At 69.1% G+C, this 24949-nt stretch carries 21 protein-coding genes; 17 read left to right on the forward strand and 4 right to left on the reverse strand.

Features of this window, described 5'->3' with window-relative positions:
- Positions 1-42: 42 nt before the first annotated feature.
- Positions 43-1662 carry a chloride channel protein gene (locus ACK8CO_RS03865; RefSeq protein ID WP_414898228.1) on the reverse strand — a complete coding sequence of 540 codons (1620 nt, stop codon included), beginning with the start codon at positions 1660-1662 and terminating at the stop codon, positions 43-45.
- 168 nt (positions 1663-1830) lie between these two features.
- On the opposite strand from ACK8CO_RS03865, the gene ACK8CO_RS03870 reads away from it, so the two are divergent.
- The 15 genes from ACK8CO_RS03870 to recN all read left to right on the forward strand — a co-directional run bounded on the left by ACK8CO_RS03870 (position 1831) and on the right by recN (position 17845).
- Entirely contained in the window at positions 1831-3204 is a 1374-nt protein-coding gene (locus tag ACK8CO_RS03870) for an FAD-binding oxidoreductase (protein WP_414898229.1), read from the forward strand.
- Positions 3205-3528: 324 nt separating this feature from the next.
- A complete protein-coding gene (locus ACK8CO_RS03875; protein ID WP_080615704.1) occupies positions 3529-4698 on the forward strand; it encodes a putative peptidoglycan glycosyltransferase FtsW in 1170 nt (389 codons plus the stop codon).
- A complete protein-coding gene (locus ACK8CO_RS03880; protein WP_080615703.1) occupies positions 4695-5789 on the forward strand; it encodes a UDP-N-acetylglucosamine--N-acetylmuramyl-(pentapeptide) pyrophosphoryl-undecaprenol N-acetylglucosamine transferase in 1095 nt (364 codons plus the stop codon). Before ACK8CO_RS03875 ends, ACK8CO_RS03880 begins: the two co-directional genes overlap by 4 nt.
- Positions 5789-7186 (forward strand): UDP-N-acetylmuramate--L-alanine ligase, encoded by a 1398-nt coding sequence (gene murC / locus ACK8CO_RS03885; protein WP_414898230.1) that lies wholly within the window; start codon positions 5789-5791, stop codon positions 7184-7186. The genes ACK8CO_RS03880 and murC overlap by 1 nt, the downstream gene beginning before the upstream one ends.
- Before the next feature lie 18 nt (positions 7187-7204).
- Positions 7205-7423 carry a hypothetical protein gene (locus ACK8CO_RS03890; protein ID WP_414898231.1) on the forward strand — a complete coding sequence of 73 codons (219 nt, stop codon included), beginning with the start codon at positions 7205-7207 and terminating at the stop codon, positions 7421-7423.
- A 136-nt stretch (positions 7424-7559) separates the two neighbouring features.
- Positions 7560-7814, forward strand: a complete 255-nt coding sequence (locus ACK8CO_RS03895; RefSeq protein WP_080615700.1) for a DUF2484 family protein — start codon at positions 7560-7562, stop codon at positions 7812-7814.
- Entirely contained in the window at positions 7811-8104 is a 294-nt protein-coding gene (locus tag ACK8CO_RS03900) for a hypothetical protein (RefSeq protein ID WP_414898232.1), read from the forward strand. The genes ACK8CO_RS03895 and ACK8CO_RS03900 overlap by 4 nt, the downstream gene beginning before the upstream one ends.
- The gene (murB, locus tag ACK8CO_RS03905) at positions 8101-9033 is read left to right on the forward strand and encodes a UDP-N-acetylmuramate dehydrogenase (protein WP_414898233.1); all 933 of its coding nucleotides are present in this window, start codon (positions 8101-8103) and stop codon (positions 9031-9033) included. Before ACK8CO_RS03900 ends, murB begins: the two co-directional genes overlap by 4 nt.
- Positions 9034-9119: 86 nt before the next feature.
- Positions 9120-9998, forward strand: a complete 879-nt coding sequence (locus ACK8CO_RS03910; protein WP_231119246.1) for a D-alanine--D-alanine ligase — start codon at positions 9120-9122, stop codon at positions 9996-9998.
- On the forward strand, positions 9986-10861 hold the full coding sequence (locus tag ACK8CO_RS03915; protein ID WP_080615696.1) for a cell division protein FtsQ/DivIB: 876 nt from the start codon (positions 9986-9988) through the stop codon (positions 10859-10861). Before ACK8CO_RS03910 ends, ACK8CO_RS03915 begins: the two co-directional genes overlap by 13 nt.
- Complete coding sequence (gene ftsA, locus ACK8CO_RS03920) at positions 10861-12195, forward strand: cell division protein FtsA (RefSeq protein WP_080615695.1); 1335 nt, start codon at positions 10861-10863, stop codon at positions 12193-12195. The genes ACK8CO_RS03915 and ftsA overlap by 1 nt, the downstream gene beginning before the upstream one ends.
- A 177-nt stretch (positions 12196-12372) precedes the next feature.
- Positions 12373-13995 (forward strand): cell division protein FtsZ, encoded by a 1623-nt coding sequence (gene ftsZ, locus ACK8CO_RS03925; RefSeq protein ID WP_080615694.1) that lies wholly within the window; start codon positions 12373-12375, stop codon positions 13993-13995.
- A gap of 283 nt (positions 13996-14278) precedes the next feature.
- Positions 14279-15196, forward strand: coding sequence for a UDP-3-O-acyl-N-acetylglucosamine deacetylase (gene lpxC / locus ACK8CO_RS03930; protein WP_080615693.1), 918 nt, complete (start codon positions 14279-14281; stop codon positions 15194-15196).
- A 128-nt stretch (positions 15197-15324) separates the two neighbouring features.
- Positions 15325-16170, forward strand: a complete 846-nt coding sequence (locus ACK8CO_RS03935; RefSeq protein WP_080615692.1) for an outer membrane protein assembly factor BamD — start codon at positions 15325-15327, stop codon at positions 16168-16170.
- A gap of 22 nt (positions 16171-16192) precedes the next feature.
- Positions 16193-17845: a DNA repair protein RecN gene (gene recN / locus ACK8CO_RS03940; protein WP_414898234.1), complete on the forward strand. Its 1653-nt coding sequence runs from the start codon at positions 16193-16195 to the stop codon at positions 17843-17845.
- Between the two features lie 63 nt (positions 17846-17908).
- Here the strand turns inward: recN and mltG are convergent, their stop codons facing one another.
- Positions 17909-19063 (reverse strand): endolytic transglycosylase MltG, encoded by a 1155-nt coding sequence (mltG, locus tag ACK8CO_RS03945; protein WP_414898235.1) that lies wholly within the window; start codon positions 19061-19063, stop codon positions 17909-17911.
- The gene (gene fabF, locus ACK8CO_RS03950; protein WP_080615689.1) at positions 19063-20325 is read right to left on the reverse strand and encodes a beta-ketoacyl-ACP synthase II; all 1263 of its coding nucleotides are present in this window, start codon (positions 20323-20325) and stop codon (positions 19063-19065) included. Before fabF ends, mltG begins: the two co-directional genes overlap by 1 nt.
- Before the next feature lie 189 nt (positions 20326-20514).
- On the opposite strand from fabF, the gene ACK8CO_RS03955 reads away from it, so the two are divergent.
- Positions 20515-21705 carry a PilZ domain-containing protein gene (locus ACK8CO_RS03955; RefSeq protein ID WP_414898236.1) on the forward strand — a complete coding sequence of 397 codons (1191 nt, stop codon included), beginning with the start codon at positions 20515-20517 and terminating at the stop codon, positions 21703-21705.
- Positions 21706-22872: 1167 nt separating this feature from the next.
- On the opposite strand, the gene ACK8CO_RS03960 is transcribed toward ACK8CO_RS03955, so the two are convergent.
- A complete protein-coding gene (locus ACK8CO_RS03960) occupies positions 22873-24414 on the reverse strand; it encodes an NAD(P)H-hydrate dehydratase (protein WP_414898237.1) in 1542 nt (513 codons plus the stop codon).
- Between the two features lie 176 nt (positions 24415-24590).
- On the opposite strand from ACK8CO_RS03960, the gene ACK8CO_RS03965 reads away from it, so the two are divergent.
- A complete protein-coding gene (locus tag ACK8CO_RS03965; RefSeq protein ID WP_414898238.1) occupies positions 24591-24929 on the forward strand; it encodes a P-II family nitrogen regulator in 339 nt (112 codons plus the stop codon).
- Positions 24930-24949: the final 20 nt, after the last annotated feature.

Consider the following 24949-nt stretch of genomic DNA (forward strand, 5'->3'; position numbering starts at 1 on the left):
CAGCCGCCTTCGGCCCTGCCCGCCGTCAGACCTGTCCGTCGCTCAGGAGTGTTCCTCGGCGGCGGTCATCGCCAGTGCGCGGGAATAGGCGCGCAGCGCATCGACATGGAACAGCGCGCCCAGCACCTCGGGCTCGCCACCATCGGCGGGCCGCGCCACCACCGGCACGAAGCCGTGCCCCCATTTCTCGAAGACCGGCAGCGCCTCGACCAGGGTCGCGTCGGCTTCGAACATCACCCCCTGCCCGATCAGCTCGGCGCAGGCACCGGGCGAGGCCGCGCCGGAACTGTCGCGGGGCCGCATCAGCACGCCCGCGGTCAGGGCCGCCAGCAGATAGGATTGCGGCCCGGCCGCCAGCCGCTTGCCGCGCCGTTCGAGCTGGGTGAGGAAGAAGGACCGGTCGACGAGGCGGCTCGAGAGCGCCGTCGACAGCGACACCGCCACCATCACCGCAAGCCCGGTCTGCCAGTCGCCGGTCATCTCGAAGACGATCATCGTGGTCGAGATCGGCGCGCCCAGCACCGCCGCCGCGACCGCCCCCATCCCGGCCAGCGCATAAAGCGTCTCGGCCCCCGAGACATTGGGGAAGGCCGAGGTCGCTATGATGCCGAAGGCCAGCCCGGTCAGCGCCCCCACCATCAGCGAGGGCGAGAACACGCCGCCCCCCATCCGCCCGGCCATGGTCAGCGACACCGCCACCGATTTCAGCAGGCAGAACACCACCGCCTCATGCAGGACCAGCGTCCCGGTCAGGGCTGCCGAGGTGGTCTCGTAGCCGACGCCGATGATATGCGGAAACCAGATCGCCATCGCCCCGAGACCGAGCCCCGAGACAGCCGGCCGCAGCCAGCGCGGCATCCGGGTCCGGCGCTGCACCGCATCGCCGATCCCCTCGGCCCAGAAGATCGACCGCATCAGGATCACCGCGACCAGCCCGCAGACCAGCCCCAGCAGCAGGAAGGCCGGAAGCTCGCCATAGAAGGCCAGCCGGTCGGTCTGGGGCAGCGCGAATTCCGGCACGCCGCCGAATTCGAGCCGGTTGATGACGGTGCCCGCCACCGCCGCCACCGTGATCGGGGCGAAGGCATGGACCGCGAAATGCCTGAGCACGACCTCGAGCGCGAACAGCGTGCCCGCGATCGGCGCGTTGAACGAGGCCGAGACCGCGGCCGCGACGGCGCAGCCCAGCAGATCGCGCCCGGTGATGCCATCGGCATGGATCCGGTTCGACACCCAGGTCGCGACCACGCCCGCCATGTGCACCACCGGCCCCTCGCGGCCGGTCGAGCCGCCCGAGGACAGCGTGATCAGCGAGGCGCAGGCCGAGGCGAGGCCCGCCCTGACCTCGACCCGGCCCTCGTTGAGCGCCGCGCCCTCGATCACGTCGGCGACCGAACGCACCCGGGCATCGGGGGTGAAGCGGTGCAGCAGAAGCCCGACGACAAGCCCCCCACAGGCCGGGATCGCCAGGATCCAGCCCCAGTGCAGCGTCTCGGCATAGCTGTGCAGCCGGTGCGGGTCCTCGACCCCGTAAAGCGCGCGCTGCAGTGCGTCGATCGCCAGCCGGAACCCCAGGGCGGCGAATCCGGCCACCACCCCGATCGCGGCGGCGATGAACCAGAACTGCACCTGCGAGGGACCATGCACCCGCAAGACGCGCAAAACCCCATTCAACCAACGGAAAACGGCGCCAAACGCTGTCGAATTCCGCCGTTTCACCTTGTTCTGCCCGGCATTTTGCCTCTTTTGGTCGCGTTTGTTTGCCGAGGCTTTTCCCGGCCGCCACTCTCGCCTAGGGTGCCCGCCTCTGGCCCTGTAAGGAGTACCCCGATGTTGAAACCGGATGCCCTCACCGAACTCGGGGAAATGCTAGGCGATCGCCTCAGCCGCTCCAAGTCCGATCTGGAGCTGCACGGCCGGAATGAAACCTATTTTCCCGCCCTGCCCCCCGATGCCGTGGCCTATCCGGAAACCACTGAAGAGATCGCGCAGATCGTCCGGATCTGCGCCGCAAACGGGCTGCCGGTGACCGGCTGGGGCCGGGGCACCTCGCTCGAAGGCCATGCGCTGGCGCTCAAGGGCGGGGTCACGGTCGATTTCAGCCGGATGAACCGGGTGCTGAAGGTCAATGCCGAGGACATGGACGTGGTCGTCCAGCCCGGTCTCACCCGCGAGGATCTGAACCGCGAGCTGCGCGCCACCGGGCTGTTCTTCCCGGTCGATCCGGGCGCCAATGCCTCGCTCGGCGGCATGGCCTCGACCCGGGCCTCGGGCACGACGGCGGTGCGTTACGGCACGATGCGCGACAACGTGCTGGGGCTCGAGGTGGTGCTGGCCGACGGGCGGGTGATCCGCACCGGTACCCGGGCGCGGAAATCGGCCGCGGGTTACGATCTGACCGGGCTTTTCGTGGGCGCGGAGGGCACGCTGGGGCTGATCACCGAACTGACGCTGAAACTGCACGGCCAGCCCGAGGCCATCTCGGCCGCGGTCTGCGCCTTCGACGAGATCGGCGCCGCCGTCGATACCGTGATCCAGACCATCCAGCTGGGCATTCCGATGGCCCGGATCGAATTCGTCGATGCCGCGACCGCCGCCGCCTTCAACGCCTATGCGCATGCCGACATGCCCGAGAAGCCGCATCTGATGGTCGAGTTCCACGGCTCGGCCTCGGGCGTCGCGGAACAGGCCGAGAGCTTCGGCCAGGTCGTTGCCGACAATGGCGGCGAGGGGTTCAAGTGGTCCTCGCGTCCCGAAGACCGCACCGCGCTCTGGACCATGCGCCACAATGCCTATTACGCCTGCCTCGGGCTGCGCCCCGGCGCGACCGCTCTGGTCACCGACATGTGCGTGCCGATCTCGCGCCTGGCCGAGGCGGTGGAAGAGACCCGCGCCGACATCGCGAAGGCCTCGATCCCCGGGCCCATCCTCGGCCATGTCGGCGACGGCAATTTCCACGCGATCCTGCTGGTCGAGCCGGGCAACGCCGCCGAGCTGGACGAGGCCAAGGCGCTGGCGCACCGGATGGTCGAGCGCGCGCTGCGCATGGGCGGCACGGTCACCGGCGAGCATGGCATCGGCATGGGCAAGCTCGACTACATGGAAGAGGAGCATGGCGCGGCCTGGGAGGTGATGGGTCAGATCAAGCGCGCGCTCGACCCGATGACGTTGATGAACCCCGGCAAGATGGTCCGCGCCAACTGACGCAAGGACCCCACCGGGCCCTGTGCCAGCCCCCTGCCCGCCCCCGCGCCCGGCCCTCTGCCGGGCGGCCACCGCCCGGCCTTCAAAAACCGCCCTGCTTGCCAGCCTTCCGCGCCCCGCTTCCGCCCTGTCCGCAGGCCCGCAAGGTCCGGTCCCGGCACGGGCGGGCGCCCGCGCACAGAGGCGTCGGCAGTGGCCCCGGCAATCGCCTTGGCGGCACCCGCGATCGGGCTTTCGGCTCTGGTGCCGATGCGGTTTTGACGCTACACTGCGCCCCAGACCCGGTAAACGGGCATTGACAGAGGCTGATCGAGGCAGTGGCCGATGACGGAGATGGTCTACGGCACCGCGCCCATCCGGGCGGGTGAACCGGTTTTGCCGCGCTGGTGGCGGACCGTGGACAAATGGGCGATGTCCTTTGTTCTTATTCTGTTCGGCGTGGGCATGCTGCTGGGCCTCGCCGCCTCGGTGCCCCTGGCCGAGAAGAACGGCTTTGCCCCCTTCTACTATGTCGAAAGACAGGCCGTCTTCGGCGGGCTCGCGCTGTGCACGATGCTGGTCTTCTCGATGCTCTCGCCGACGATGGTGCGGCGGCTGGGCGTACTCGGCTGCGGCGCCGCGCTGCTGGGGCTCGTGCTGCTGCCGGTCTTCGGCACCGATTTCGGCAAGGGCGCGGTGCGCTGGTATTCGCTGGGCTTCGGCTCGGTCCAGCCCTCGGAATTCCTCAAGCCCGGCTTCATCATCCTGACCGCCTGGCTGATGGCCGCGGCGCAGGAGGTCGAGGGCCCGCCCGGCAAGACCATGTCGCTGGCGCTGGCCGTGGTCGTGGTGGCATTCTTGGCGCTGCAGCCCGATTTCGGGCAGGCCGCACTGATCCTCTTCGCCTGGGGGGTGATGTATTTCGTCGCCGGCGCGCCCTTCATGGTGCTGGTCGCCGTGGCCGGGGGCGTGGTCTTCGCGGGCACCGTCGCCTATGAGAATTCCGAGCATTTCGCGCGCCGGATCGACGGCTTCCTGAACCCCGAGATCGACCCCCGCACCCAGCTTGGCTATGCCACCAACGCGATCCGCGAGGGCGGCTTCTTCGGCGTCGGCGTCGGCGAGGGGCAGGTCAAGTGGTCGCTGCCCGACGCGCATACCGATTTCATCATCGCGGTCGCGGCCGAGGAATACGGCCTGGTGCTGGTCGCGTTCATCATCGCGCTTTACTGCGCCATCGTCATCCGCTCGCTGTTCCGGCTGCTGAAGGAACGCGATCCCTTCATCCGGATCGCGGGCACCGGGCTTGCCTGCACCTTCGGCGTGCAGGCGCTGATCAACATGGGCGTCGCGGTCAAGCTTCTGCCCGCCAAGGGGATGACCCTGCCCTTCGTCAGCTATGGCGGCTCGTCGCTCATCGCGGGCGGGATCATGGTCGGCATGCTGCTGGCGCTGACCCGGAACCGGCCTCAGGGCGAGATGACCGACCTTCTGCGCCGAAGGAGCCGCGAATGAGCGCCCCGCTTCTGGTCATCGCCGCCGGGGGCACCGGCGGGCACATGTTCCCGGCTCAGGCGCTGGCCGAGACCATGCTGGCGCGCGGCTGGCGGGTGAAGCTCTCGACCGACGCGCGCGGGGCGCGCTATGCGGGCGGCTTTCCGGCCGCAGTCGAGATCGAGACCATCGCCGCGGACAGCCCCGACCGGGGCGGGCCGCTGGCACGCGCGGTCTCGCCCTTCCGGCTGGCGGCGGGCGTAGCGGCGATGCTGTGGCGGATGCTGCGCGACAGGCCTGCCGTCGTGGCGGGCTTCGGCGGCTATCCGTCCTTCCCGGCGCTGAGCGCGGCAACGCTGCTCAGGCGGCCGCGGATGATCCATGAACAGAACGGCGTGCTGGGCAAGGTCAACCGGCTGTTCGCGCCCCGCGTCCATGCCCTGGCCTGCGGGGTCTGGCCGACCGATCTGCCCGAGGGCGTCGAGGCCTTCCATACCGGCAATCCGATCCGGGCCGCCGTGCGCGAGCGCGCGGGCGCACCCTATATCCCGCCCGGCGACTATCCGATGAGCCTTGTCGCCATCGGCGGCAGTCAGGGCGCGCGGGCGATCTCGGAAAGCGTGCCCGCCGCCATCGCCGCCCTGCCCGCCGAGATGCGCGGCTATCTCAGGGTCTCGCATCAGGCCCGCGCGGAGGATCTCGAGCGGGTGGTGGCGGCCTATGAGGCAGCCGGGGTCACGGCCGAGGTCCGGCCCTTCTTCGACGACATTCCCGCCCGACTGGCCGAGGCGCAGCTGGTGATTAGCCGCTCGGGCGCCTCTTCGGTGGCCGATATCGCGGCCATCGGACGGCCCGCGATCCTGATCCCCTACCCGCATGCCGCGGGCGATCACCAGACCGCCAATGCCCGCGGTCTGGTCGAGGCCGGCGCGGCGATCCTGATCCCGGAAAAGGCGCTTGACCCGGCAGCGCTTTCAGACCAGATCGCCACGGTTCTGGGCCAGCCCAAGGGGGCGATGCAGATGGCGGTGGCGGCGATGCGCTGCGGCAAACCCGATGCCGTCGACGGGCTGGCCGAGATCGTCGAAGCACTGGGCGGAGAAGGAAAATGATGAACGCGGCAACCAAGCTGCCGACCGATGTGGGGCCGATCCATTTCGTCGGGATCGGAGGCATCGGCATGTCCGGCATCGCCGAGGTGCTGTTGAACCTCGGCTACCGGGTGCAGGGCTCGGATCTGAAGGCCTCGAAGATCACAGACCGGCTGGCGGGCCTGGGCGCGACCGTCTTCGAGGGCCAGCGCGAGGAGAACCTCGAGAATGCCGAGGTCGTGGTGATCTCCTCGGCGATCAAGCCCGGCAATCCCGAGCTCGATGCCGCGCGGCGGCGCGGCCTGCCCATCGTGCGCCGGGCCGAGATGCTGGCCGAGCTGATGCGGCTGAAATCGAATGTCGCGGTGGCGGGCACCCATGGCAAGACCACCACAACGACGATGGTGGCGACGCTTCTCGATGCAGGCGGGCTCGACCCGACCGTGATCAATGGCGGCATCATCCATGCCTATGGCTCGAATGCCCGGATGGGCGCGGGCGAATGGATGGTGGTCGAGGCCGACGAATCCGACGGGACCTTCAACCGCCTGCCCGCGACCATCGCCATCGTGACCAATATCGATCCCGAGCACATGGAGCACTGGGGCAGCTTCGAGGCGCTCCGGCAGGGCTTCTACGATTTCGTCTCGAACATCCCCTTCTACGGGCTCGCGGTCTGCTGCACCGATCATGCCGAGGTGCAGGCGCTGGTCGGCCGGGTCACCGACCGCAAGGTGATCACCTTCGGCTTCAACGCCCAGGCCGATGTGCGCGCAATCAACCTGCGCTATGAGGCCGGCAAGGCCCATTTCGACATCGCGCTGCAGGCCGAGGAGATGGTGATCGAGGGCTGCACCCTGCCGATGCCGGGCGATCACAACGTCTCGAACGCGCTCGCCGCGGTGGCGGTGGCGCGGCATCTGGGGATGAAGGCCGACGAGATCCGCAGCGCGCTGGCCGATTTCGCAGGCGTCAACCGGCGCTTCACCCGGGTCGGCGAGGCCAATGGCATCGCCGTCATCGACGATTACGGCCACCACCCGGTCGAGATCGCGGCGGTGCTGAAAGCGGCGCGCCAGGCGACCGAGGGCCGGGTCATCGCCGTGCATCAGCCGCATCGCTATTCGCGGCTGCATTCGCTGTTCGACGATTTCTGCACCTGTTTCAACGAGGCCGACGTGGTCGGCATCGCCGAGGTCTATGCCGCGGGCGAAGAGCCGATCGCGGGCGCCACGCGCGACGATCTGGTCGCCGGGCTGATCCGCCACGGCCACCGCCATGCCCGGGCCATCCTCAGCGAGGACGATCTGGTAAGGCTGGTGCGCGAACAGGCCGGCCCCGGCGACATGGTGGTCTGCTTGGGCGCGGGCACGATCAGCGCCTGGGCCAACAACCTGCCCGCGCGGCTCGCAGAGTAAGGGAGCGGACAAGGCGGCATGGTCTTCCATCTGGTCATTGCGAACCGGGGCCCGGTCCTCAAGGCGGGCCGTCGGGAACTGCGCAGGCCGCACCGCGCCGCGCCCCCGGTCGCGGATGCGGTGCCGCCGGGCCGGGCGTTCCGCGCCGCCGCCTTCCCGGTCGGCCTGCCCGCCGGTTTCGGCGGCGCCTTCGGGATGCTGTCGCGTGACAGCGGCCCCCGGAGCCGGACCCGATGACCGCGCCGCGGGCGGCGAACCTGGCCGCAGCAGCCCTCCGACATCGCCTCTCCGCCCGACAGAGCTTTCCGGCGCCGGGAACCTTTCCCGGGGGCAAGGTTCCGGGGGCCGTCCTGCCTTGCCACGAGGCCCCGAGATGACGCTGTCTCTGGCGCTGGCCTGTCTGTGGGTCCTGGTGGCGGTCGTGATCGGGATCCTGCCCGAAAAGCTCCACTGGATCCTGGCCTTTTCGCTGATCGCCTCCGGCATTCCCCTGCTGGGTCTCGTGACCTATCAGAGCGGCCCGCTCTGGGGGCTGATCTCGCTGACGGGGGGGGCATCGGTCCTGCGCCTGGCACCGGCCTATCTCGGACGCGGGCTCCAGCGGCGGCGGCGGCGCAGCGGCAAATGACCGGACCGACGCTCCTTCTGGCCTATGGCAGCTGGGCGGCGGGGCCGGTGGTAGCCTATGCCGCGCTGAGCCACGGATTGATGCGCAATGCCATCGGCTTCACCATCCTGTTCGGGCTTTACACCAGCTCGGTCCTGGCGATCTGGGGCGGCCTCAAGCTGCAGACCGCCGGGGGCGGCGGCGCGACGGTGCTGGCGCCCTCGGCCGTGCTCGCCCCCTGGGGCGCGGTTGCGCTTGTCTCGGCGGTCCTTTATGCGCTCGGCGCATGGATCGGAGGCGGCGACGGATGACAGAAATGCCGGAACCGCGCGGCCGGCTGACCCCCGGCAAGGCGCTGAGCGAGCTGACCTGGCTTCGGGTCGGCGGCCCCGCCGATTGGCTGTTCCAGCCCGCCGATGCCGAGGATCTCGCCACCTTCCTGACCGCCCTGCCCGCCGACATGCCGGTCTTTCCGATGGGCGTTGGATCGAACCTGATCGTGCGCGATGGCGGCATCCGCGGCGTCGTGATCCGGCTCGGGCGCGGCTTCAACACGATTGCGGTCGAGGGTACGCGGGTCACCGCCGGGGCGGCAGCGCTCGATGCCCATGTCGCCCGCCGCGCGGCCGAGGCGGGGGTCGATCTGAGCTTCCTGCGCACCATTCCGGGCGCCATCGGCGGCGCGGTCCGGATGAATGCGGGCTGCTACGGGCACTATGTCGCCGATGTCCTGGTCTCGGCCCGGGCGGTGACGCGGACGGGCGAGAGGGTGACGCTCTCGCCCGGGGACCTGCGCTTCGGCTACCGCCAGAGCCACCTGCCCGAAGGCTGGGTCATCACCGAGGCGACCTTCGAGGGCCCGCCCGGCCAGCCCGAGGCGCTGGCCGCCCGGATGGAAGAGCAGATCGCCCGCCGCGATGCCAGCCAGCCCACCCGCGCGCGCAGCGCCGGCTCGACCTTCCGCAATCCGGCCGGGTTCAGCTCGACCGGGCGGGCCGATGACAGCCACGAGCTGAAGGCCTGGAGCCTGATCGACGCGGCCGGTCTGCGGGGCGCGCGGCGGGGCGGCGCGCAGATGTCCGAGAAGCATTCGAACTTCCTCATAAATGCCGATGGCGCCACCGCCGCCGATCTCGAGGGGCTGGGCGAGGAGGTTCGAAAAAGGGTGTTTCAATCCTCCGGAATAGAGCTAGAATGGGAAATACTGAGGGTCGGCGAACCGGCCCCGGACAACCCATAAGCACGCGGGACGGAACGTTCCCGCATCACGAGGCAGCAGAAGTGGCGGGCGAGTCGAGCAGGACAGCCCCCCGTATAGCGGTATTGATGGGCGGCCCCTCGTCGGAGCGCGAGGTCTCGCTGTCATCCGGGCGCGAATGCGCCGCCGCTCTGCGTGGGGAAGGCTTCGACGTGATCGAGATCGATGCCGGGCAGGATTTGCCCGGGCAGCTGGTCTCGGCTGCGCCCGATGTCGTGTTCAACGCGCTGCATGGCCGCTGGGGCGAGGATGGCTGCGTCCAGGGCCTGCTGGAATGGCTGAAGATCCCCTATACCCATTCGGGCGTGCTGGCCTCGGCGCTGGCGATGGACAAGCAGCGCGCCAAGGACGCCTATCGCGAGGCCGGGCTGCCGGTGGTGGACAGCGTGCTGGCCGGCAAGGCCGAGGTCTCGGCCCGCCATGTGATCGCACCGCCCTATGTGGTGAAGCCCAATAACGAGGGCTCGTCGGTCGGCATCCATATCGTCCATGAGGCAGCCAACAGGCCGCCGCAGCTCGGCCCCGAGATGCCAGATATCGTGCTGGTCGAAAGCTATGCGCCGGGCCGCGAGCTGACGACCGCGGTCATGGGCGACCGGGCGCTCTGCGTGACCGATATCCTCACCGAGGGCTGGTACGACTATCACGCCAAATACGTGCAGGGCGGCTCGCGCCATGTGGTGCCGGCCGATCTGCCGGACGCGGTTTCCGAGGCCTGTCTCGACTTCGCCCTCCGCGCCCATCGCGCACTGGGCTGCCGCGGCCTCAGCCGTACCGATTTCCGCTGGGACGAAAGCCGCGGCACCGACGGGCTGATCCTTCTGGAAACCAATACCCAGCCCGGCATGACGCCGACCTCGCTCGCGCCCGAACAGGCCGCGCATTGCGGGATTTCCTTCGGCCGGCTCTGCCGCTGGCTGGTGGAGGATGCGTCATGCGACCGGTGATGCCCCCCTATCGCGATCCGGCGCCCTCGCGCTGGGCCTATCGCGCCCAGCGACTTTGGCTGACGCCGCTGGTGCGCCGGGCGGTGCTGAAGGGCCTGCCGCTGGTCGCGCTGGCCGCGATCCCGGCGATCTGGCTGGCCGATGCCGACCGCCGCGCCGCGATCGGCGACGGGCTGGCCGAGATCCGCCGCGACATCGAGACCCGCCCCGAATTCATGGTCAAGCTTCTGGTGATCGAGGGCGCCTCGGACCCGATCGACCGCGAGATCCGCGCCATCGTGCCCCTGAACCTGCCGGCCTCGTCCTTCGATCTGGACCTCGAGGCGATGCGCCAGGCGGTGACCGCGCTCGACGCCGTCAAGTCGGCCGAGCTGCGGATCCGGCCCGGCGGCGTGCTGGAGATGAAGATCGCGCAACGCCAGGCGGCGCTGGTCTGGCGCAGCCGCGACGGGCTGAGCCTGATCGATGCCGGGGGGCGGCGGGTCGCTGCGCTCGACAGCCGCGAAACCCGCGCCGATCTGCCCCTGATCGCGGGCGACGGCGCCGCGAAGGCCGGGCCCGAGGCGATGGCGCTGTTCGCGGCGGCCGCGCCGATTTCCGAGCGGGTGCGCGGGCTCGTGCGCATGGGCGAGCGGCGCTGGGACGTGGTGCTGGACCGCGATCAGCGCATCCTTCTGCCCGAGACCGGCGCGGTCGCGGCCCTGGAACGGGTGATCGCGCTCGAGGACGTGTCGGGCATGCTGGCGCGCGACATCCAGGCGGTCGATCTGCGCAACCCCGAGCGGCCGACGCTGAGGCTGACCGAGGCCGCGATCGAAGATTTCCGGAAAATCCGGACAACACAGGCAGGAGCGGTGAACTGATGACGGACCTCTATCACTCGCAGCGGGCGATGCGGCGGATGCGCAAGCTGGCGATGGACCGGGGCGTGATCGCGATCCTCGATGTCGGCAGCTCGAAGGTGGCCTGCCTGGTGCTGCGCTTCGACGGCATCCCGCCCAGGGGCGGGGTCGAGCAGATGGGCGCGCTGGCCGGGCAGTCGCGGTTCCGGGTGATCGGCGCGGCCACCACCCGCTCGCGCGGGGTGCGCTTCGGCGAGATCCACGGCATGAACGAGGCCGAACGCGCGGTCCGCACCGCGCTGCAGGCGGCGCAGAAGATGGCGCAGGTCCGGGTCGATCAGGTCATCGCCTGCTTCTCGGGCGGCGAGCCGCGCTCCTACGGGCTGGACGGCCAGGTCACGGTGCTGGACGATGCCGTGGCCGAGCAGGACGTGGCCCGGGTTCTGGCCGCCTGCGAGACGCCCGAGATCGGTGCCAGCCGCGAGGTGCTGCATGCCCAGCCGGTGAATTTCGCGCTCGATCACCGTTCGGGCCTTGTCGATCCGCGCGGTCAGGTCGGCCACCGGCTGGCCTGCGACATGCACATGCTGACGGTCGATGGCGGCGCGGTGCACAACCTTCTGCATTGCATCAAGCGCTGCGATCTGGAACCCGCCGGGCTTGCCTCCTCGGCCTATGCCTCGGGCATCTCGGCGCTGGTCGAGGACGAACAGGAACTGGGCGCGGCCTGTGTCGACCTGGGCGGCGGCGCCACCGGCATCTCGATCTTCATCAAGAAGCACATGATCTATGCCGACAGCGTGCGGATGGGCGGCGAGCATGTCACCTCGGACATCTCGAAGGGGCTGCATGTGCCGCTCTCGACCGCCGAGCGGATCAAGACGCTTTATGGCGGCGTGGTCGCGACCGGGATGGACGACCGCGAGATGATCGGCCTGGGCGGCGACAGCGGCGATTACGAGACCGACAGCCGCTCGGTCAGCCGGGCCGAGCTGATCGGGATCATGCGCCCCCGGGTCGAGGAGATCCTCGAAGAGGTGCGCGCCCGGCTCGATGCCGCAGGCTTCGAGCATCTGCCGAGCCAGCGGATCGTTCTCACCGGGGGCGGCAGCCAGATCCCCGGGCTCGACGGGCTGGCGGCGCGGATCCTCGGCAACCAGGTCAGGCTCGGCCGGCCGCTGCGCGTGCACGGCCTGCCGCAATCGGCCACCGGCCCCGGATTCGCGGCCCTGGTGGGGCTGTGCCTTTTCGCCGCGCAGCCGCAGGACGAGTGGTGGGATTTCGAAATGCCGATGGATCGCTACCCGGCCAGATCGCTGAAAAGAGCCGTGAGATGGTTCAAGGAAAACTGGTAAGCGCTACATATCGACAGATCGGCAAAATCTCGCAGATTGTTGTCAAGAGACATATGGATTTTGTGGTGTTAAAGCGTTTTTTCCGTGACGATCCGGCACTAGTTGCGTAGGATAAGACTAGATTTGGCGGAAAACGGCCCCCGAGGCCCCATAGAAAACAGCAGGCGGACCAGACCTATGGCATTAAACCTCACCATGCCTGAGCAGGAAGAGCTCAAGCCGCGGATCACGGTGTTCGGCGTCGGTGGCGCCGGGGGCAACGCCGTCAACAACATGATCGAGAAGCGCCTTGAAGGCGTCGAGTTCGTTGTGGCGAACACCGATGCCCAGGCGCTTCAGCAATCGAATGCCCAGGCCCGCATCCAGATGGGCGTGAAGGTCACCGAAGGCCTCGGCGCGGGCGCCCGCCCGACGGTCGGCGCGGCGGCGGCCGAAGAGTCGATCGAGCAGATCGTCGACCATCTGGCCGGCGCGCATATGTGCTTCATCACCGCCGGCATGGGCGGCGGTACCGGCACGGGGGCTGCCCCGATCATCGCCCAGGCCGCGCGCGAGCTCGGTGTGCTGACCGTCGGCGTCGTCACCAAGCCCTTCCAGTTCGAAGGGTCCAAGCGGATGCGCCAGGCCGAGGAAGGCGTCGAGAACCTGCAACGGGTCGTCGACACCCTCATCATCATCCCGAACCAGAACCTGTTCCGCATCGCCAATGAGCGCACGACCTTCACCGAGGCCTTCTCGCTGGCCGATGACGTGCTTTACCAGGGTGTCAAGGGCGTGACCGACCTGATGGTCCGGCCCGGCCTGATCAACCTCGACTTCGCCGATGTCCGCTCGGTGATGGACGAGATGGGCAAGGCGATGATGGGCACCGGCGAGGCCGATGGCGAGGATCGCGCGATCCAGGCCGCCGAGGCGGCGATCGCCAACCCGCTGCTGGACGAGATCAGCCTGAACGGCGCCAAGGGCGTCCTGATCAACATCACCGGCGGTTACGACCTGACGCTGTTCGAACTGGACGAGGCCGCGAACCGCATCCGCGACGTGGTCGATCCCGATGCCAACATCATCGTCGGCTCGACCCTCGATCCGGACATGGACGGCCGGATGCGGGTCTCGGTCGTGGCGACCGGCATCGATGCCGCCGCCCGGATCGACGAGGTCCCGCTGCCGCGCCGCCCGATGCGCGAGCCGCTGCGCCGCCCCGAGGAGGTTCAGGAGGCCGCCCCGGCGCCTGCCGCCGCCCCGGCCGCCCAACAACCGATGCGCCCGGCCGTCGCCGCCACCGCCGCTGCCCGCGAAACGGTGCAGGAACCGGCACAGGAGCCGTCGCTCTTCTCGGGCTTCGACCCCGCCAGCGCCGGCTTTGCCGCCGATGAGCGTGCCGAGACCGCCCGCGACGGCGCCGATCTGCCGCCGCCCGCCTACCAGCCCGAGGAAAGCCCGGAAGCCGAGACCTTCGTCGCGCCGCAACCGCGCAGCGCCGGCGAACCCACGCCCGAGGCGCTTGCCCGCCTGCGCGCCGCCGTCGCCAAGACCCCGGCACGCCAGCCGGTGCACACGCCGATGGCCTCCGGCTCGCAAGAGGATCCGCGCGGTGACAAGGGGCGGTTCGGCATCGGCTCGCTCATCAACCGGATGTCGGGTCACGCGCCGGAACAGACCGAGCGCAACCCCCACACCTTCCGGCAGCAGCCGCCGCTCTACAGCCGCGGCACGGCTGCCCATCAGGAAGAAGAGGATCTGGATCCCGATCAGGAACGGATCGAGATCCCGGCCTTCCTGCGGCGTCAGGCGAACTGATCGCCACGCGATTTGGCGCGGACAGTTTCGGGGGGCCGGGAGACCGGCCCCCTTTTGCTTGCGCAAGGCTTGAGAGCTGCCGTTGCGTCACCCCGACCACCTCGACCGCCGGGATGTTTTCTCACTGTTAATCAGCCATTTGCCGAACAGGCGGGTTCCTGCCGCCCGCTGCGAGGCGTTGTTTCAGACCGTTGCAATGTTTGAATTGAGTAGCACCCGATCGGCCTCTACATCCATGATGCCGGGACGCGCGAAGCCCGGATCAACCGCGAGCAGATCCGACATGCAAACGACGCTGAAATCCCCGATCACCTTCACCGGAACCGGTCTTCATACCGGCCGCCCGGTCCGGATGACGATCCATCCCGCCTCGGCGGAATACGGGCTCTGGTTCCGGCGCACCGACATCGACAGCCCCGACGCGCTGATTCCCGCCCGCTGGGACGCGGTCGAGCCCTCGCGGCTCTGCACCAAGCTTGCCAATGGCTGCGCCTCGGTGATGACGGTCGAGCATCTGATGGCCGCGCTTGCCGGCTGTGGCGTGCATAACGCCCTGATCGAGATCGACGGCCCCGAAGTGCCGGTGATGGACGGCTCCTCCGCCCCCTTCGTTCATGGCATCCTGTCGCGCGGCCTGCGCCGGCTGGCCGTCCCGGTCCGGGTGCTGCGCATCCTCGAACATGTCGAGGTCTCCGAAGGCGCGGCCCGGGCCAGCCTCGGTCCGGCCGACATGCTGGAAATCGATTTCGAGATCACCTTTGCCGATGCCGCCATCGGCCATCAGGCCAAACGGCTGAACATGGCCAACGGCGCCTTCGTGCGCGAGCTTTGCGACAGCCGCACCTTCTGCCGCAACGCCGATGTCGAGGCGATGCGCGCGGCCGGTCTGGCTTTGGGCGGCACCTTCGACAATGCCGTCGTGATCGATGGCGACAAGGTCCTGAGCCCCGGCGGGCTGCGTCACCGCGACGAGCCCGTGCGCCACAAGATGCTGGACGCGCTTGGAGATCTGGCTTTGGCCGGGGCGCCGATCCTTGGCCGCTACCGCGGCGAGCGGGCGGGCCATGCGCTGACCAACCGGCTGCTGCGGGCGCTGTTCGCGCAACCCGGCGCGTTCCGGCTGGAAACCTGCTCGACCGCGCAGGGCGCGGCCCTGCCGGGCTTCGGCCTCAATCAGGCCGATCTGAAGGCCGTGGCCTGAGCTGCGCAGTTTCCGTGCCAAAGGCGTTTTGCACCGGATTTTTCTGTGCTAGGACAGCCCCAAGGCCCGGAAGGAGTGCGGATCAAGCACCGGTCCCGGGCAGCGTTTGAGGACGGGGTAACAGGCACATGGCGACAGGCAGCAGGCGCATCGGGGCGGTAGCGGCAATCATGGTGCTTTCGCTGACGGCGGCCTGCGACCCGATCGGGTCGCGCAAGCCGCCGCCGCTCGAATCCTACGACGCCCCCGCGATCTTCCAGATGGCCGAGACCAAGCTGGAGAAGGACCGCGACCTCGAGGAGGCGGCCCGGCTCTATGGCGAGGTCGAACGTCTCTATCCCTATTCGGAATGGGCCAAGCGGGCGCTGATCATGCAGGCCTATACCTATCACCAGGCCAAGAATTACGAGAATGCCCGCGCCTCGGCCCAGCGCTACATCGACTTCTACCCGGCGGATGAGGACGCGGCCTATGCCCAGTACCTTCTGGCGCTGAGCTATTACGACCAGATCGACCTCGTCGGCCGCGACCAGGGCCTGACATTCCAGGCGCTGCAGGCGCTCCGGACCGTGATCGAGCGCTATCCCGACAGCGAATATGCGCAATCCGCGATCCTCAAGTTCGACCTCGCCTTCAACCACCTGGCGGCGAAGGAGATGGAGGTCGGCCGGTACTACCTCAAGCGCAAGCACTATGCCGCCGCGGTCAACCGCTTCCGCGTGGTGGTCGAGGATTTCCAGACCACGACCCATACCGCCGAGGCACTGTACCGGCTGATCGAAAGCTATCTGGCGCTGGGGCTCGACAACGAGGCGCAGACCGCCGGCGCGATCCTCGGTCACAACTTCCAGGGCACCGACTGGTATGCCGACGGCTACAAGCTGTTGCAGGCCAGGGGCCTGGAACCCGAGGCCAAGGGCGAAGGCTGGCTGCGCTCGGTCTACCGTCAGATGATCAAGGGCGAGTGGCTCTGAGCCGAACACAGGGGTTTGGAGCATGCTGCGCAGTCTCGACATCCGGGACATGCTGATCATCGACCGGCTGGAGCTCGGGTTCCGGCCCGGCCTGAATGTGCTGACCGGCGAGACCGGGGCCGGCAAGTCGATCCTTCTCGATTCTCTCGGCTTCGTGCTGGGCTGGCGCGGCCGGGCCGATCTGGTCCGGGCGGGGGCCGCGCAGGGCGAGGTCGTGGCCGTGTTCGAGCTGCCCGCCGGGCATCCGGCCCGCACGGTTCTGGCCGAGGCCGGGCTCGAGGCCGGGGACGAGCTGATCCTGCGCCGGGTCAACAGTGCCGAGGGCCGCAAGACCGCCTGGGTCAACGACCGCCGGGTCTCGGGCGAGGTTCTGCGGCGGCTGTCGGACACGCTGGTCGAGCTGCACGGTCAGCAGGATGATCGCGGGCTTCTCAATCCGCGCGGTCACCGGCAGCTGCTCGACGCCTTTGCCGGATTGGAAAGCGATCTCGAGACTGTCCGTGCCGCCTGGCGCGCCCGCGCCCGGAATGCGCGCGCCCTTGCCGAGGCCGAGGCCCGGATGGCCGAGCTCCGGGCCGAGGAGGATTTCCTGCGGCACGCGGTGGATGAACTCGATGCGCGGGCCCCGGAACCGGGCGAAGAGGCCGAACTCGACGCCCGGCGCCGGACGATGCAGGCCGCCGAGCGGATTCGCGAGGATATCGCCCGCGCCCATGCCGCGCTCGGCCCCGGCGAGGGCGCCGAAGGCCGGATGGGAGACGCGCTGCGCTGGCTCGAAGGCGCAGCGGATCGCGCCGAGGGACGGCTCGATGCCCCGCTTGCGGCCCTGTCGCGGGCGCTGGTCGAACTGGGCGAGGCGGTGCAGGGCACCGAGGAGTGCCTGGCGGCGCTCGATTTCGATCCGAGTGCACTTGAGGCCACCGAGGAGCGGCTTTTCGCCATCCGGGCGCTGGCGCGCAAGCATGGCGTGCAGCCCGACGATCTGGGCGGTTTCGCGGCAGAGCTGCGCGCGCGGCTGACCGCGCTCGATGCCGGTGCGGGCGATCTGGCCACGCTCCGCCATGCAGCAGCCGAGGCACGGGCCGAATATGAGTCCGCGGCGGCAGCGCTCGGCACCGCGCGGCGCGCTGCAGCGCTTCGCCTCGACGCCGCGATGTCGGACGAGCTGGCGCCGCTGAAGATGGAGCGCGCCGTGTTCTCGACCGAGATCTCGGAGGCCGAGCCGGGCCCCGAGGGACAGGACGCTGTCGCCTTTACCGTCGCGACCAATCCCGGCGCACCCGCCGGCCCGCTGAACCGGATCGCCTCGGGGGGCGAGCTGTCGCGCTTCCTGCTGGCCCTGAAAGTCTGTCTGGTGCGGGGCACGAGCCCGCTCACCCTGATTTTCGACGAAATCGACCGCGGGGTCGGCGGCGCCACGGCCGATGCGGTCGGCCGCCGACTGGCGGCGCTGGCTCGCTCTGCCCAGGTTCTGGTGGTCACGCATTCGCCCCAGGTCGCGGCCCGGGGGGCGCATCACTGGCGCGTGGAGAAACGGGTCGAGAACGAGATGACCCGGTCGATCGTGACACCGCTCGACAGCGCGGCCCGGATCGACGAGATCGCCCGGATGATGTCGGGCGACACCGTGACAGATGCCGCCCGAGCCGCGGCGCGGTCGCTTCTGGAAGACTGATCCCACACCGGATCAGGGCGCGATTTTTCGGCGAGAAATCGGAGCCTGCGGCGGGCCGGGCAATCAGTTTCCGCCCTGCCCGGCCTCGATGGCGCGCCAGCGCGCGACGTTTCGGTTATGCTCCTCGAGGCTTCGCGCGAAAGCGTGCCCCCCCGTGCCATCGGCCACGAAATAGAGATAATCCGTGGTCTCGGGATTCAGCACGGCCTCGATCGAGGCGCGGCCGGGATTGGCGATGGGCGTCGGCGGCAGGCCGTCGATCTGATAGGTATTGTAAGGCGTCCGCCGTGCCAGTTCGCTTTGCCGGATCCCCCGGCCGAGCGGCGCCTTGCCACCGGTCACCCCGTAGATCACGGTCGGGTCGGTCTGCAGCCGAATCCCGCGCTTGAGCCTGTTGACGAAGACGCTCGCGACCCGGCGCCGTTCCTCGGGCACACCGGTCTCCTTCTCGACGATCGAGGCCAGGATCAGCGCCTCTTCCTTGCTGGCCAGCGGCAGGTCCTCGGCCCGCCTCTCCCAGAGCCGATCGAGCAGCGCGCTCTGCCGGCTAGCCATCTCGGCCAGCAGAACCGAACGCAGGGTCCCGGGCGTGAGCTCATAGCTGTCCGGCGCCAGGCTGCCCTCGGCCGGCACATCATCGATATCGCCCTCGAGGAAATCGGCCTGTTTCAGCTCTTCGACCACCTGCCAGCTGGTCACGCCCTCGGCCAGCGTCACCCGGTAGCGCAGGTCGGGTTCTGCCATCAGCCTGGCATAGTCCGCCGGCACCTCGCCCGCCCCGGGATCGAAGGCCAGAACCTCCTCATAGCGCCCGGTGGCCGCGTCGAAGCTCCGGACCTGCAACTCGGCGCTGGCGATGCCGATCCGAAAATTCACGTCGGTGCCACAGGTCGAGCGGCCCGCGCGGGTCACCAGATCGACGATCTGTTCCATCGAGGCACCGGCAGGCAGAAGGAAGCTGCCCGCCTTCAGCTCGTCGGCCTTTTCGGCATAGCGCGCGCCCAGCCGGAAGATCAGCGGATGGCGCACCGCCTCCTGGGTGCCCAGATCGCGCGAGACGCCGACCATGGTCGAGCCCGGCTCGACCCTCAGGCAGATCGCGGTCTCAAGCGGCCCGGGCTCGGCATATTTCTGCTTGGCCCAGATCACCAGCCCGCCGGCCAGCAGCAACAGCACGATGAACAGCGTCAGCGCGTTGGAGGCGATGGCCTTCCACATCAGCGGTCCCCGCGGCCCATGACGAGCGAGGCATTGGTCCCGCCGAAGCCGAAGGAATTCGACAGCGCAAGGCCGATCTCGCGCTTCACCGCGGCTTTCGGCGCCAGATCGATCCGGGTGCCTTCGGGCGGCGTATCGAGGTTCAGCGTTGGCGGCGCGATCTGATCGCGCAGCGCCAGGATGCAGAAGATCGCCTCGACCGCCCCCGCAGCCCCCAGAAGGTGACCGATCGAGGATTTGGTCGAGGACATGGTGGTGCGTTCCGCCGCCTCGCCCAGCAGCCGCTCGACCGCGCCCAGCTCGATGGTATCGGCCATGGTCGAGGTGCCATGGGCGTTGATGTAGTCGATATCGGACGGGGCCAGGCCCGCGCGCTTCAGCGCCGCCTGCATCGAGCGGAAGCCGCCATCGCCATCCTCTGCCGGCGCGGTGATGTGATAGGCATCGCCCGACAGCCCGTAGCCCAGCACCTCGGCATAGATCTTCGCGCCGCGGGCCTTGGCGTGCTCGAGCTCTTCGAGGATCACGACGCCCGCGCCCTCGCCCATCACGAAGCCGTCGCGCCCGGCATCCCAGGGCCGCGAGGCGGTCTCGGGCGCATCGGCGCGCTTGGTCGACAGCGCCTTGCAGGCGTTGAAGCCCGCGATCCCGATCTCGGAGATCGGGCTTTCGGTGCCGCCCGCCACCATCACGTCGGCATCGCCCCACTGGATCAGCCGCGCCGCATCACCGATGGCATGCGCCCCGGTCGAGCAGGCGGTCACCACCGCATGGTTCGGCCCCTTGAAGCCGAAGCGGATCGAGACCTGCCCCGAGGCGAGGTTGATCAGCGCCGAGGGAATGAAGAAGGGCGACACCCGGCGCGGCCCCTTCTGCTGGATCAGCACGGCGGTATCGGCGATGGCATTCAGCCCGCCGATGCCCGAGCCGATCATCACGCCGGTGCGCTCGCGCTCGGCCTCGGTCTCGGGCACCCAGCCGGAATCGGCCACCGCCTGGGTCGCCGCGGCCATCGCGTAGAGGATGAAATCGTCGACCTTCCGGCGCTCTTTCGGCTCCATCCAGTCATCCGGGTTGAAGGTCCCGTCGGAGCCGTCGCCGAACGGGATCTCGGCGGCATAGGTCGTGACGACGCGGCTTGCATCGAAGCGGGTGATCGGCCCGATGCCCGACTGTCCCTCCAGGAGACGTTTCCAGGTCTCTTCCACCCCGCAGGCCAGCGGGGACACCATCCCCAGCCCGGTGACAACCACACGACGCATATGCCTCTCCTCGCTCTCGGCCCCGGCCCAGGCCCGTTCGGGCGATCTGATACAGCGGTTTGGGCGCCATGAGCAAGGGAGCGGCTGCCCGGACGGCGTTTTCGGCGCAGAGCTGCGGCACCCGCAAATATTCGTCAATCATATGCCGCAATACTCGGGCCTTCTCGACGCGAAAGGATGACACGTGCCATGCGACACAGCCGCGCCATGTCCGCCATGTCTGCCATGCGCCTCCTCGCCCTGGTCGCAGTCCTGCTGGCGGGCAGTGGCCCCGCGCGCGCCGAAGATCCCTGCCCGATGCATAACTGGCTGGTCTGGATCTATGTCGAGGGCGAGACCCTGGCCCGCACCGGGCCAAGCATGTTCCGGCTCGAAGAGGCCCGCAGCCTTTCGAAAGCCATTGCCAGCGCCGATCCCGACCGGCTCGCACGGGTGATGACCATGGCCGGGCTCGAAGAGGGGCTGCCGGTGGTCTCCGGCTACATCGCCCTGGTGGCCGAGAGGCTGCGCGTCGTCCCGGAGCCGCCCGATGCCGGCGCCGTGGTCCGCCGGATGCAGAGCTATCTGCAGCAATTGCGCTGCCGCGCCGACCCGGACTGGCGCGCGGGCCTGAAGCTCTCCGCGACCGGCGGCCTCGCGGAAGCACGCCGGTCGGGCAACGGGGGCGGCGACGGGCGGGTCGGCGCGCCGCACCCCCTGAGGACGGACAATGCCGCTCCACCGCAACGAGCCATCGCCAACCCGGCCGGGCAGGACCTGCTGGCGCTCTCTCCGGACGCGCCGCCCGAGACCGCCGCCATCGGCGCCCCCGCCCCCGGGGACGACAGCCCCGCCAACACCGAGCAGCGGCTTGAGGCCCGGCCGGACTTTTCCAGGGAAGCGATCAACGAGGGACAGATCGGCACCCGGCTTCCGACGACGTCGAAACCCTTGCAACCCGCCCGGGCAACGCCCTGGATCGCCTATGCCGCGGCCGGGCTCGGCGGTCTGGCCCTGGCCGGAGCAAGCGTTTTCTACGTGCTTCGACACATGCGGCGCCGGACACCGCGGACGCTTTGCCACATGAACACCTATCTGCGGCTGTCCGACAGCCGAACCCCGGCCGTGGCGGTCGACATCAGCCCCAACGGCGCCAAGCTGCACCTGACGACCGTCCCCGAACCGGGAGAGCGCGGCACGCTCGAACTGAGCGATCTCGAGATTGGTTGCCGCGTCAGCTGGTCGACGAACTATTTCGTCGGCCTGGCCTTCCTCCGCACCCTCAGCAAGGCCGAATTTGAAAACCTGCTGAAATGGCATCGCTGGGAGCCCTCCTCCTCGGACATGCCCGATTACAACGGCGCATCGAACGCCGCCATGGACCAGACAGCAAGGGCCTAGCTGCATTCCCGGCCTGCGCAGGCATCGCGCCGGAGGCCGGGTCTCGACGACGGATTATCGCATCGGCGGAGAAGCCGGCCGCCCCGACCGCAGATGTGCCCGGACGAAATCCGGATCGCGGCACCGCCCCCCCTCGCACCGAAAGCCCGTGACGCCCCAAAGCACGGTCTTTCGCGCGGATCTGCGGTATCAGGGAACCCGGAGCCGCCATGCCGACGGCCCCGGCGCTTTTGATGGGTGCCGCACCGGCGCCCGGCTCGGATCAACCCAATCGGTAAGCCCTTTGCCAAATGCCGCAGGATCACGGCGTTCACCGACAGCTCTTTCGCGGGCACATCCGCGACCTGCCGGCCGCGGCCCGCTTGCGGCAGCGCCGAGACCTCGTCTCGGCAAGGTCTCGGCAGGGCAATGACGGGCGCGCGCGGCGCAGCAGGCGAGCGGGTCCAGGAGAGCCGCAACGCTCCGACGCCCCCCCCTCCGGCGGACAAGCGCGATGGTATCCGCCCATCGCAGGAAAGCCAGGAGAGCTGGGATATCTTTGAAAAACACCGGCAGCCGCCGAGTGGTCGCCAAAGTGTGGAATGTCGTTCTCCAAAGAGACGGAACAGATTCGTTTACGAGGCAGAGACGCAAAAGGCGGAAACATACCCCATAAGTTGGCACTCTGGGTGACGGTAAGCGAGGTTTCAACATAGTACTGGCCAATCTGCCCCGGCCCGAAACCTGGGCGGCCCTCGGCTGCGTCCTGCACGGCGAGCCCCGGCCGGGCGGCCATCCGACCGGCGGATTCCCTCGCGCCGATCCGCGCCCGGGCCTCCCCCGGGCCGGTTTCTCTGTCGATGATTGTCCGGCGGGGTCAATGCGGTCAGGGACCGTCCCGAGGGGCTCCCGCGAACGCCCCGCCCTCTGCCGCACAGGGAGTTCCTTCCCTTCTGTCACGGCAAAGGCGCCAGCGTCCCTGTGGCGCGGCCGGGACCGCTCGAAAACCGACGACAACCGTCAAGCAGGGCTTCGCCGTCATCATCCGTGACAGGGCCCGACAGCGCGCGGTTGCCGGGGCCGGAGCCGTGAGGAAGCACGGAAATCGCCTTCGGCCCGGTATCTCCGCGCGATCCGGACACGGCACGGGGCCGCGGGCGCACCGGCCGGCTGCCGGGCCGACCGTCTTCAGAGACCGAGCCCGCGGAAGACCGCCGGAAGGCTGTCGGGCAGATCCTCGGCAATGAGGCCGGGGCCGAAGACCCGGGCTGCCTCGACATGCAACCAGGCCCCGGCCATGGCGGCCTCGAAAGGCGGGCGGCCGCGGGCCAGCAGGCCCGTGACGATCCCGGCCAGAACGTCGCCCGCCCCGGCCGTCGCAAGCCAGGGCACGGCGCGGTCATACAGCGCGGCATGCAGCGCGGCCCGGCCATCGGGCGCGGCAATGGCGGTATCCGCGCCCTTAAGGAGCACCACCGCCCCGGCCCGGGCCGCCGCGGCGCGCACCGCGTCGATCCTGGAAAAGCCCGGGCCGCAGGTCGGCCGGCCGGAAAGCTTCTCGGCCAGATCGGGGAAGAGCCGGGCGAATTCGCCGCCATGCGGGGTCAGCACACAACCGCCGTGAAGCCTCGAAAAGAGGGCGTCCTGCTGCGCCAGAAGGCTCAGCGCATCGGCATCGAGCACGAGCGGGCGGCCGCTGTCGAGCGCCAGCCGCAGAAGCCCGGCCTCGCGCGATCCGGTGCCGAAGCCAGGCCCGAGGCCGAGCGCCGAAATCCGCGGATCCTCCAGCAGCGCAAGCAGATCCCCGGCCTCCTCGACCCGGCGCAGCATCGCCGCGGTCAGATGGGCCGCGCATTCGGCCAGCGCCTCCGCGGGCGCGCCCAGGGTCACCAGCCCCGCCCCCACCCGCAGCGCGCCGCGCGCGGCCAGCCGGGCCGCGCCGGTGCGCCCCGCGCTGCCCGCCAGCACCAGCGCATGGCCGTGGCTGTATTTGTGCCCGCCGACCGCGCCGGCCTTGCCGATCTCGTGCCCCGGCGCGCCGACCAGCGTCACCGACCCGGGACAAGGGCCGGGATCGAGCCCGATATCGGCCACCACGATCCGGCCGCAAGAGGCGCTTCCCTCGGCGGTGAACTGGCCGATCCGGGCGCGATGAAAGGTCACGGTCAGCGCGGCGGGCAGCACGCCCCCGAGATCGCGGCCGCTATCGGTGCAGAGCCCGCTTGGCATGTCGATCGCCAATGCCCGTCCGCCCGACGCGCGGAAACGGGCCATCGCCGCCGCCATATGCCCGGCGATGGGCGCGATCCCGCGGCTGCAGCCGCTGCCGAACAACGCGTCGATCACGAGATCGCAGCCGCCCGCATCGAGCCGACCGGCCAGCGCCGCATCGTCCCAGGGCCGCACGCAGCCAAGCGCGACCCAGCGATCGTGATTGAGCCGCGCATCGGGCGGCAACCGGTCAGGCGTGCCGAAGAGCGACAGCTCCACCTGCCAGCCGCGTTCGGCCAAAAGCCGCGCCACCACGAAGCCGTCGCCGCCATTATTGCCGGGACCGCAAAGTACCAGCGCCGAAAGCGGAACGGTGCCGAGATCGGGCCAGTGCGCCAGCGCCGCATCGACCACGCCCTCGCCCGCGCGCTCCATCAGCGTCCTGCCATCTGCATCGCCTCGCGCCAGAGCCTCGGCCTCGATGGCGCGCATTTGGGCAGCAGTCAGAAGCTCGGACATGGTTTTCCCCGAAAAGCGTTTCCAATTTGCTCATTAAGAAGGCATTGCGCTCAATTCATTGGCGGCGCCGCAAGATTCCATGAATGCCAAACTTTCGGACCATCCTAGCCAATTGTGCCCCTTCGGGGAAAGTGGTCTGTCGGGCTTCGAACCATACCAAGAGGGAGTCGCGCGCCGTGAAGAAGATCGAGGCGATCATCAAGCCCTTCAAGCTGGACGAGGTCAAAGAGGCGCTGCAAGAGGCGGGCGTCCAGGGTCTTTCCGTGATCGAGGTCAAGGGTTTCGGCCGCCAGAAGGGCCATACCGAACTCTATCGCGGCGCCGAATATGTCGTCGATTTCCTGCCCAAGGTGAAAATCGAGATCGTCCTGCCCGACGATCAGGTCGATGCCGCCATCGAGGCCATCGTCGCCGCCGCCAAGACCGAGAAGATCGGCGACGGCAAGATCTTCGTCTCGCCGGTCGAGCAGGCGATCCGCATCCGCACCGGCGAGACCGGCGAGGACGCACTCTAGTCACCCGAACCAAGCGCGCC

The sequence above is a fragment of the Rhodovulum sp. HP10 genome, from assembly GCF_047553435.1.
Taxonomy (GTDB): domain Bacteria; phylum Pseudomonadota; class Alphaproteobacteria; order Rhodobacterales; family Rhodobacteraceae; genus Rhodovulum.

Bases quoted from the DNA above. Each gene is read 5' to 3' on its own strand.
- fabF (WP_080615689.1), bottom strand. From the start codon at position 20,325: ATGCGTCGTGTGGTTGTCACCGGGCTGGGGATGGTGTCCCCGCTGGCC.
- ftsZ (WP_080615694.1), top strand. From the start codon at position 12,373: ATGGCATTAAACCTCACCATGCCTGAGCAGGAAGAGCTCAAGCCGCGG.
- ACK8CO_RS03870 (WP_414898229.1), top strand. From the start codon at position 1,831: ATGTTGAAACCGGATGCCCTCACCGAACTCGGGGAAATGCTAGGCGAT.
- ACK8CO_RS03900 (WP_414898232.1), top strand. From the start codon at position 7,811: ATGACCGGACCGACGCTCCTTCTGGCCTATGGCAGCTGGGCGGCGGGG.
- mltG (WP_414898235.1), bottom strand. From the start codon at position 19,063: ATGTGGAAGGCCATCGCCTCCAACGCGCTGACGCTGTTCATCGTGCTG.
- murB (WP_414898233.1), top strand. From the start codon at position 8,101: ATGACAGAAATGCCGGAACCGCGCGGCCGGCTGACCCCCGGCAAGGCG.
- ACK8CO_RS03910 (WP_231119246.1), top strand. From the start codon at position 9,120: ATGGGCGGCCCCTCGTCGGAGCGCGAGGTCTCGCTGTCATCCGGGCGC.
- ACK8CO_RS03960 (WP_414898237.1), bottom strand. From the start codon at position 24,414: ATGTCCGAGCTTCTGACTGCTGCCCAAATGCGCGCCATCGAGGCCGAG.
- ACK8CO_RS03935 (WP_080615692.1), top strand. From the start codon at position 15,325: ATGGCGACAGGCAGCAGGCGCATCGGGGCGGTAGCGGCAATCATGGTG.
- ACK8CO_RS03875 (WP_080615704.1), top strand. From the start codon at position 3,529: ATGACGGAGATGGTCTACGGCACCGCGCCCATCCGGGCGGGTGAACCG.
- ACK8CO_RS03880 (WP_080615703.1), top strand. From the start codon at position 4,695: ATGAGCGCCCCGCTTCTGGTCATCGCCGCCGGGGGCACCGGCGGGCAC.
- ACK8CO_RS03955 (WP_414898236.1), top strand. From the start codon at position 20,515: ATGCGACACAGCCGCGCCATGTCCGCCATGTCTGCCATGCGCCTCCTC.
- ACK8CO_RS03890 (WP_414898231.1), top strand. From the start codon at position 7,205: ATGGTCTTCCATCTGGTCATTGCGAACCGGGGCCCGGTCCTCAAGGCG.
- recN (WP_414898234.1), top strand. From the start codon at position 16,193: ATGCTGCGCAGTCTCGACATCCGGGACATGCTGATCATCGACCGGCTG.
- ACK8CO_RS03915 (WP_080615696.1), top strand. From the start codon at position 9,986: ATGCGACCGGTGATGCCCCCCTATCGCGATCCGGCGCCCTCGCGCTGG.
- ACK8CO_RS03895 (WP_080615700.1), top strand. From the start codon at position 7,560: ATGACGCTGTCTCTGGCGCTGGCCTGTCTGTGGGTCCTGGTGGCGGTC.
- lpxC (WP_080615693.1), top strand. From the start codon at position 14,279: ATGCAAACGACGCTGAAATCCCCGATCACCTTCACCGGAACCGGTCTT.
- ftsA (WP_080615695.1), top strand. From the start codon at position 10,861: ATGACGGACCTCTATCACTCGCAGCGGGCGATGCGGCGGATGCGCAAG.
- murC (WP_414898230.1), top strand. From the start codon at position 5,789: ATGAACGCGGCAACCAAGCTGCCGACCGATGTGGGGCCGATCCATTTC.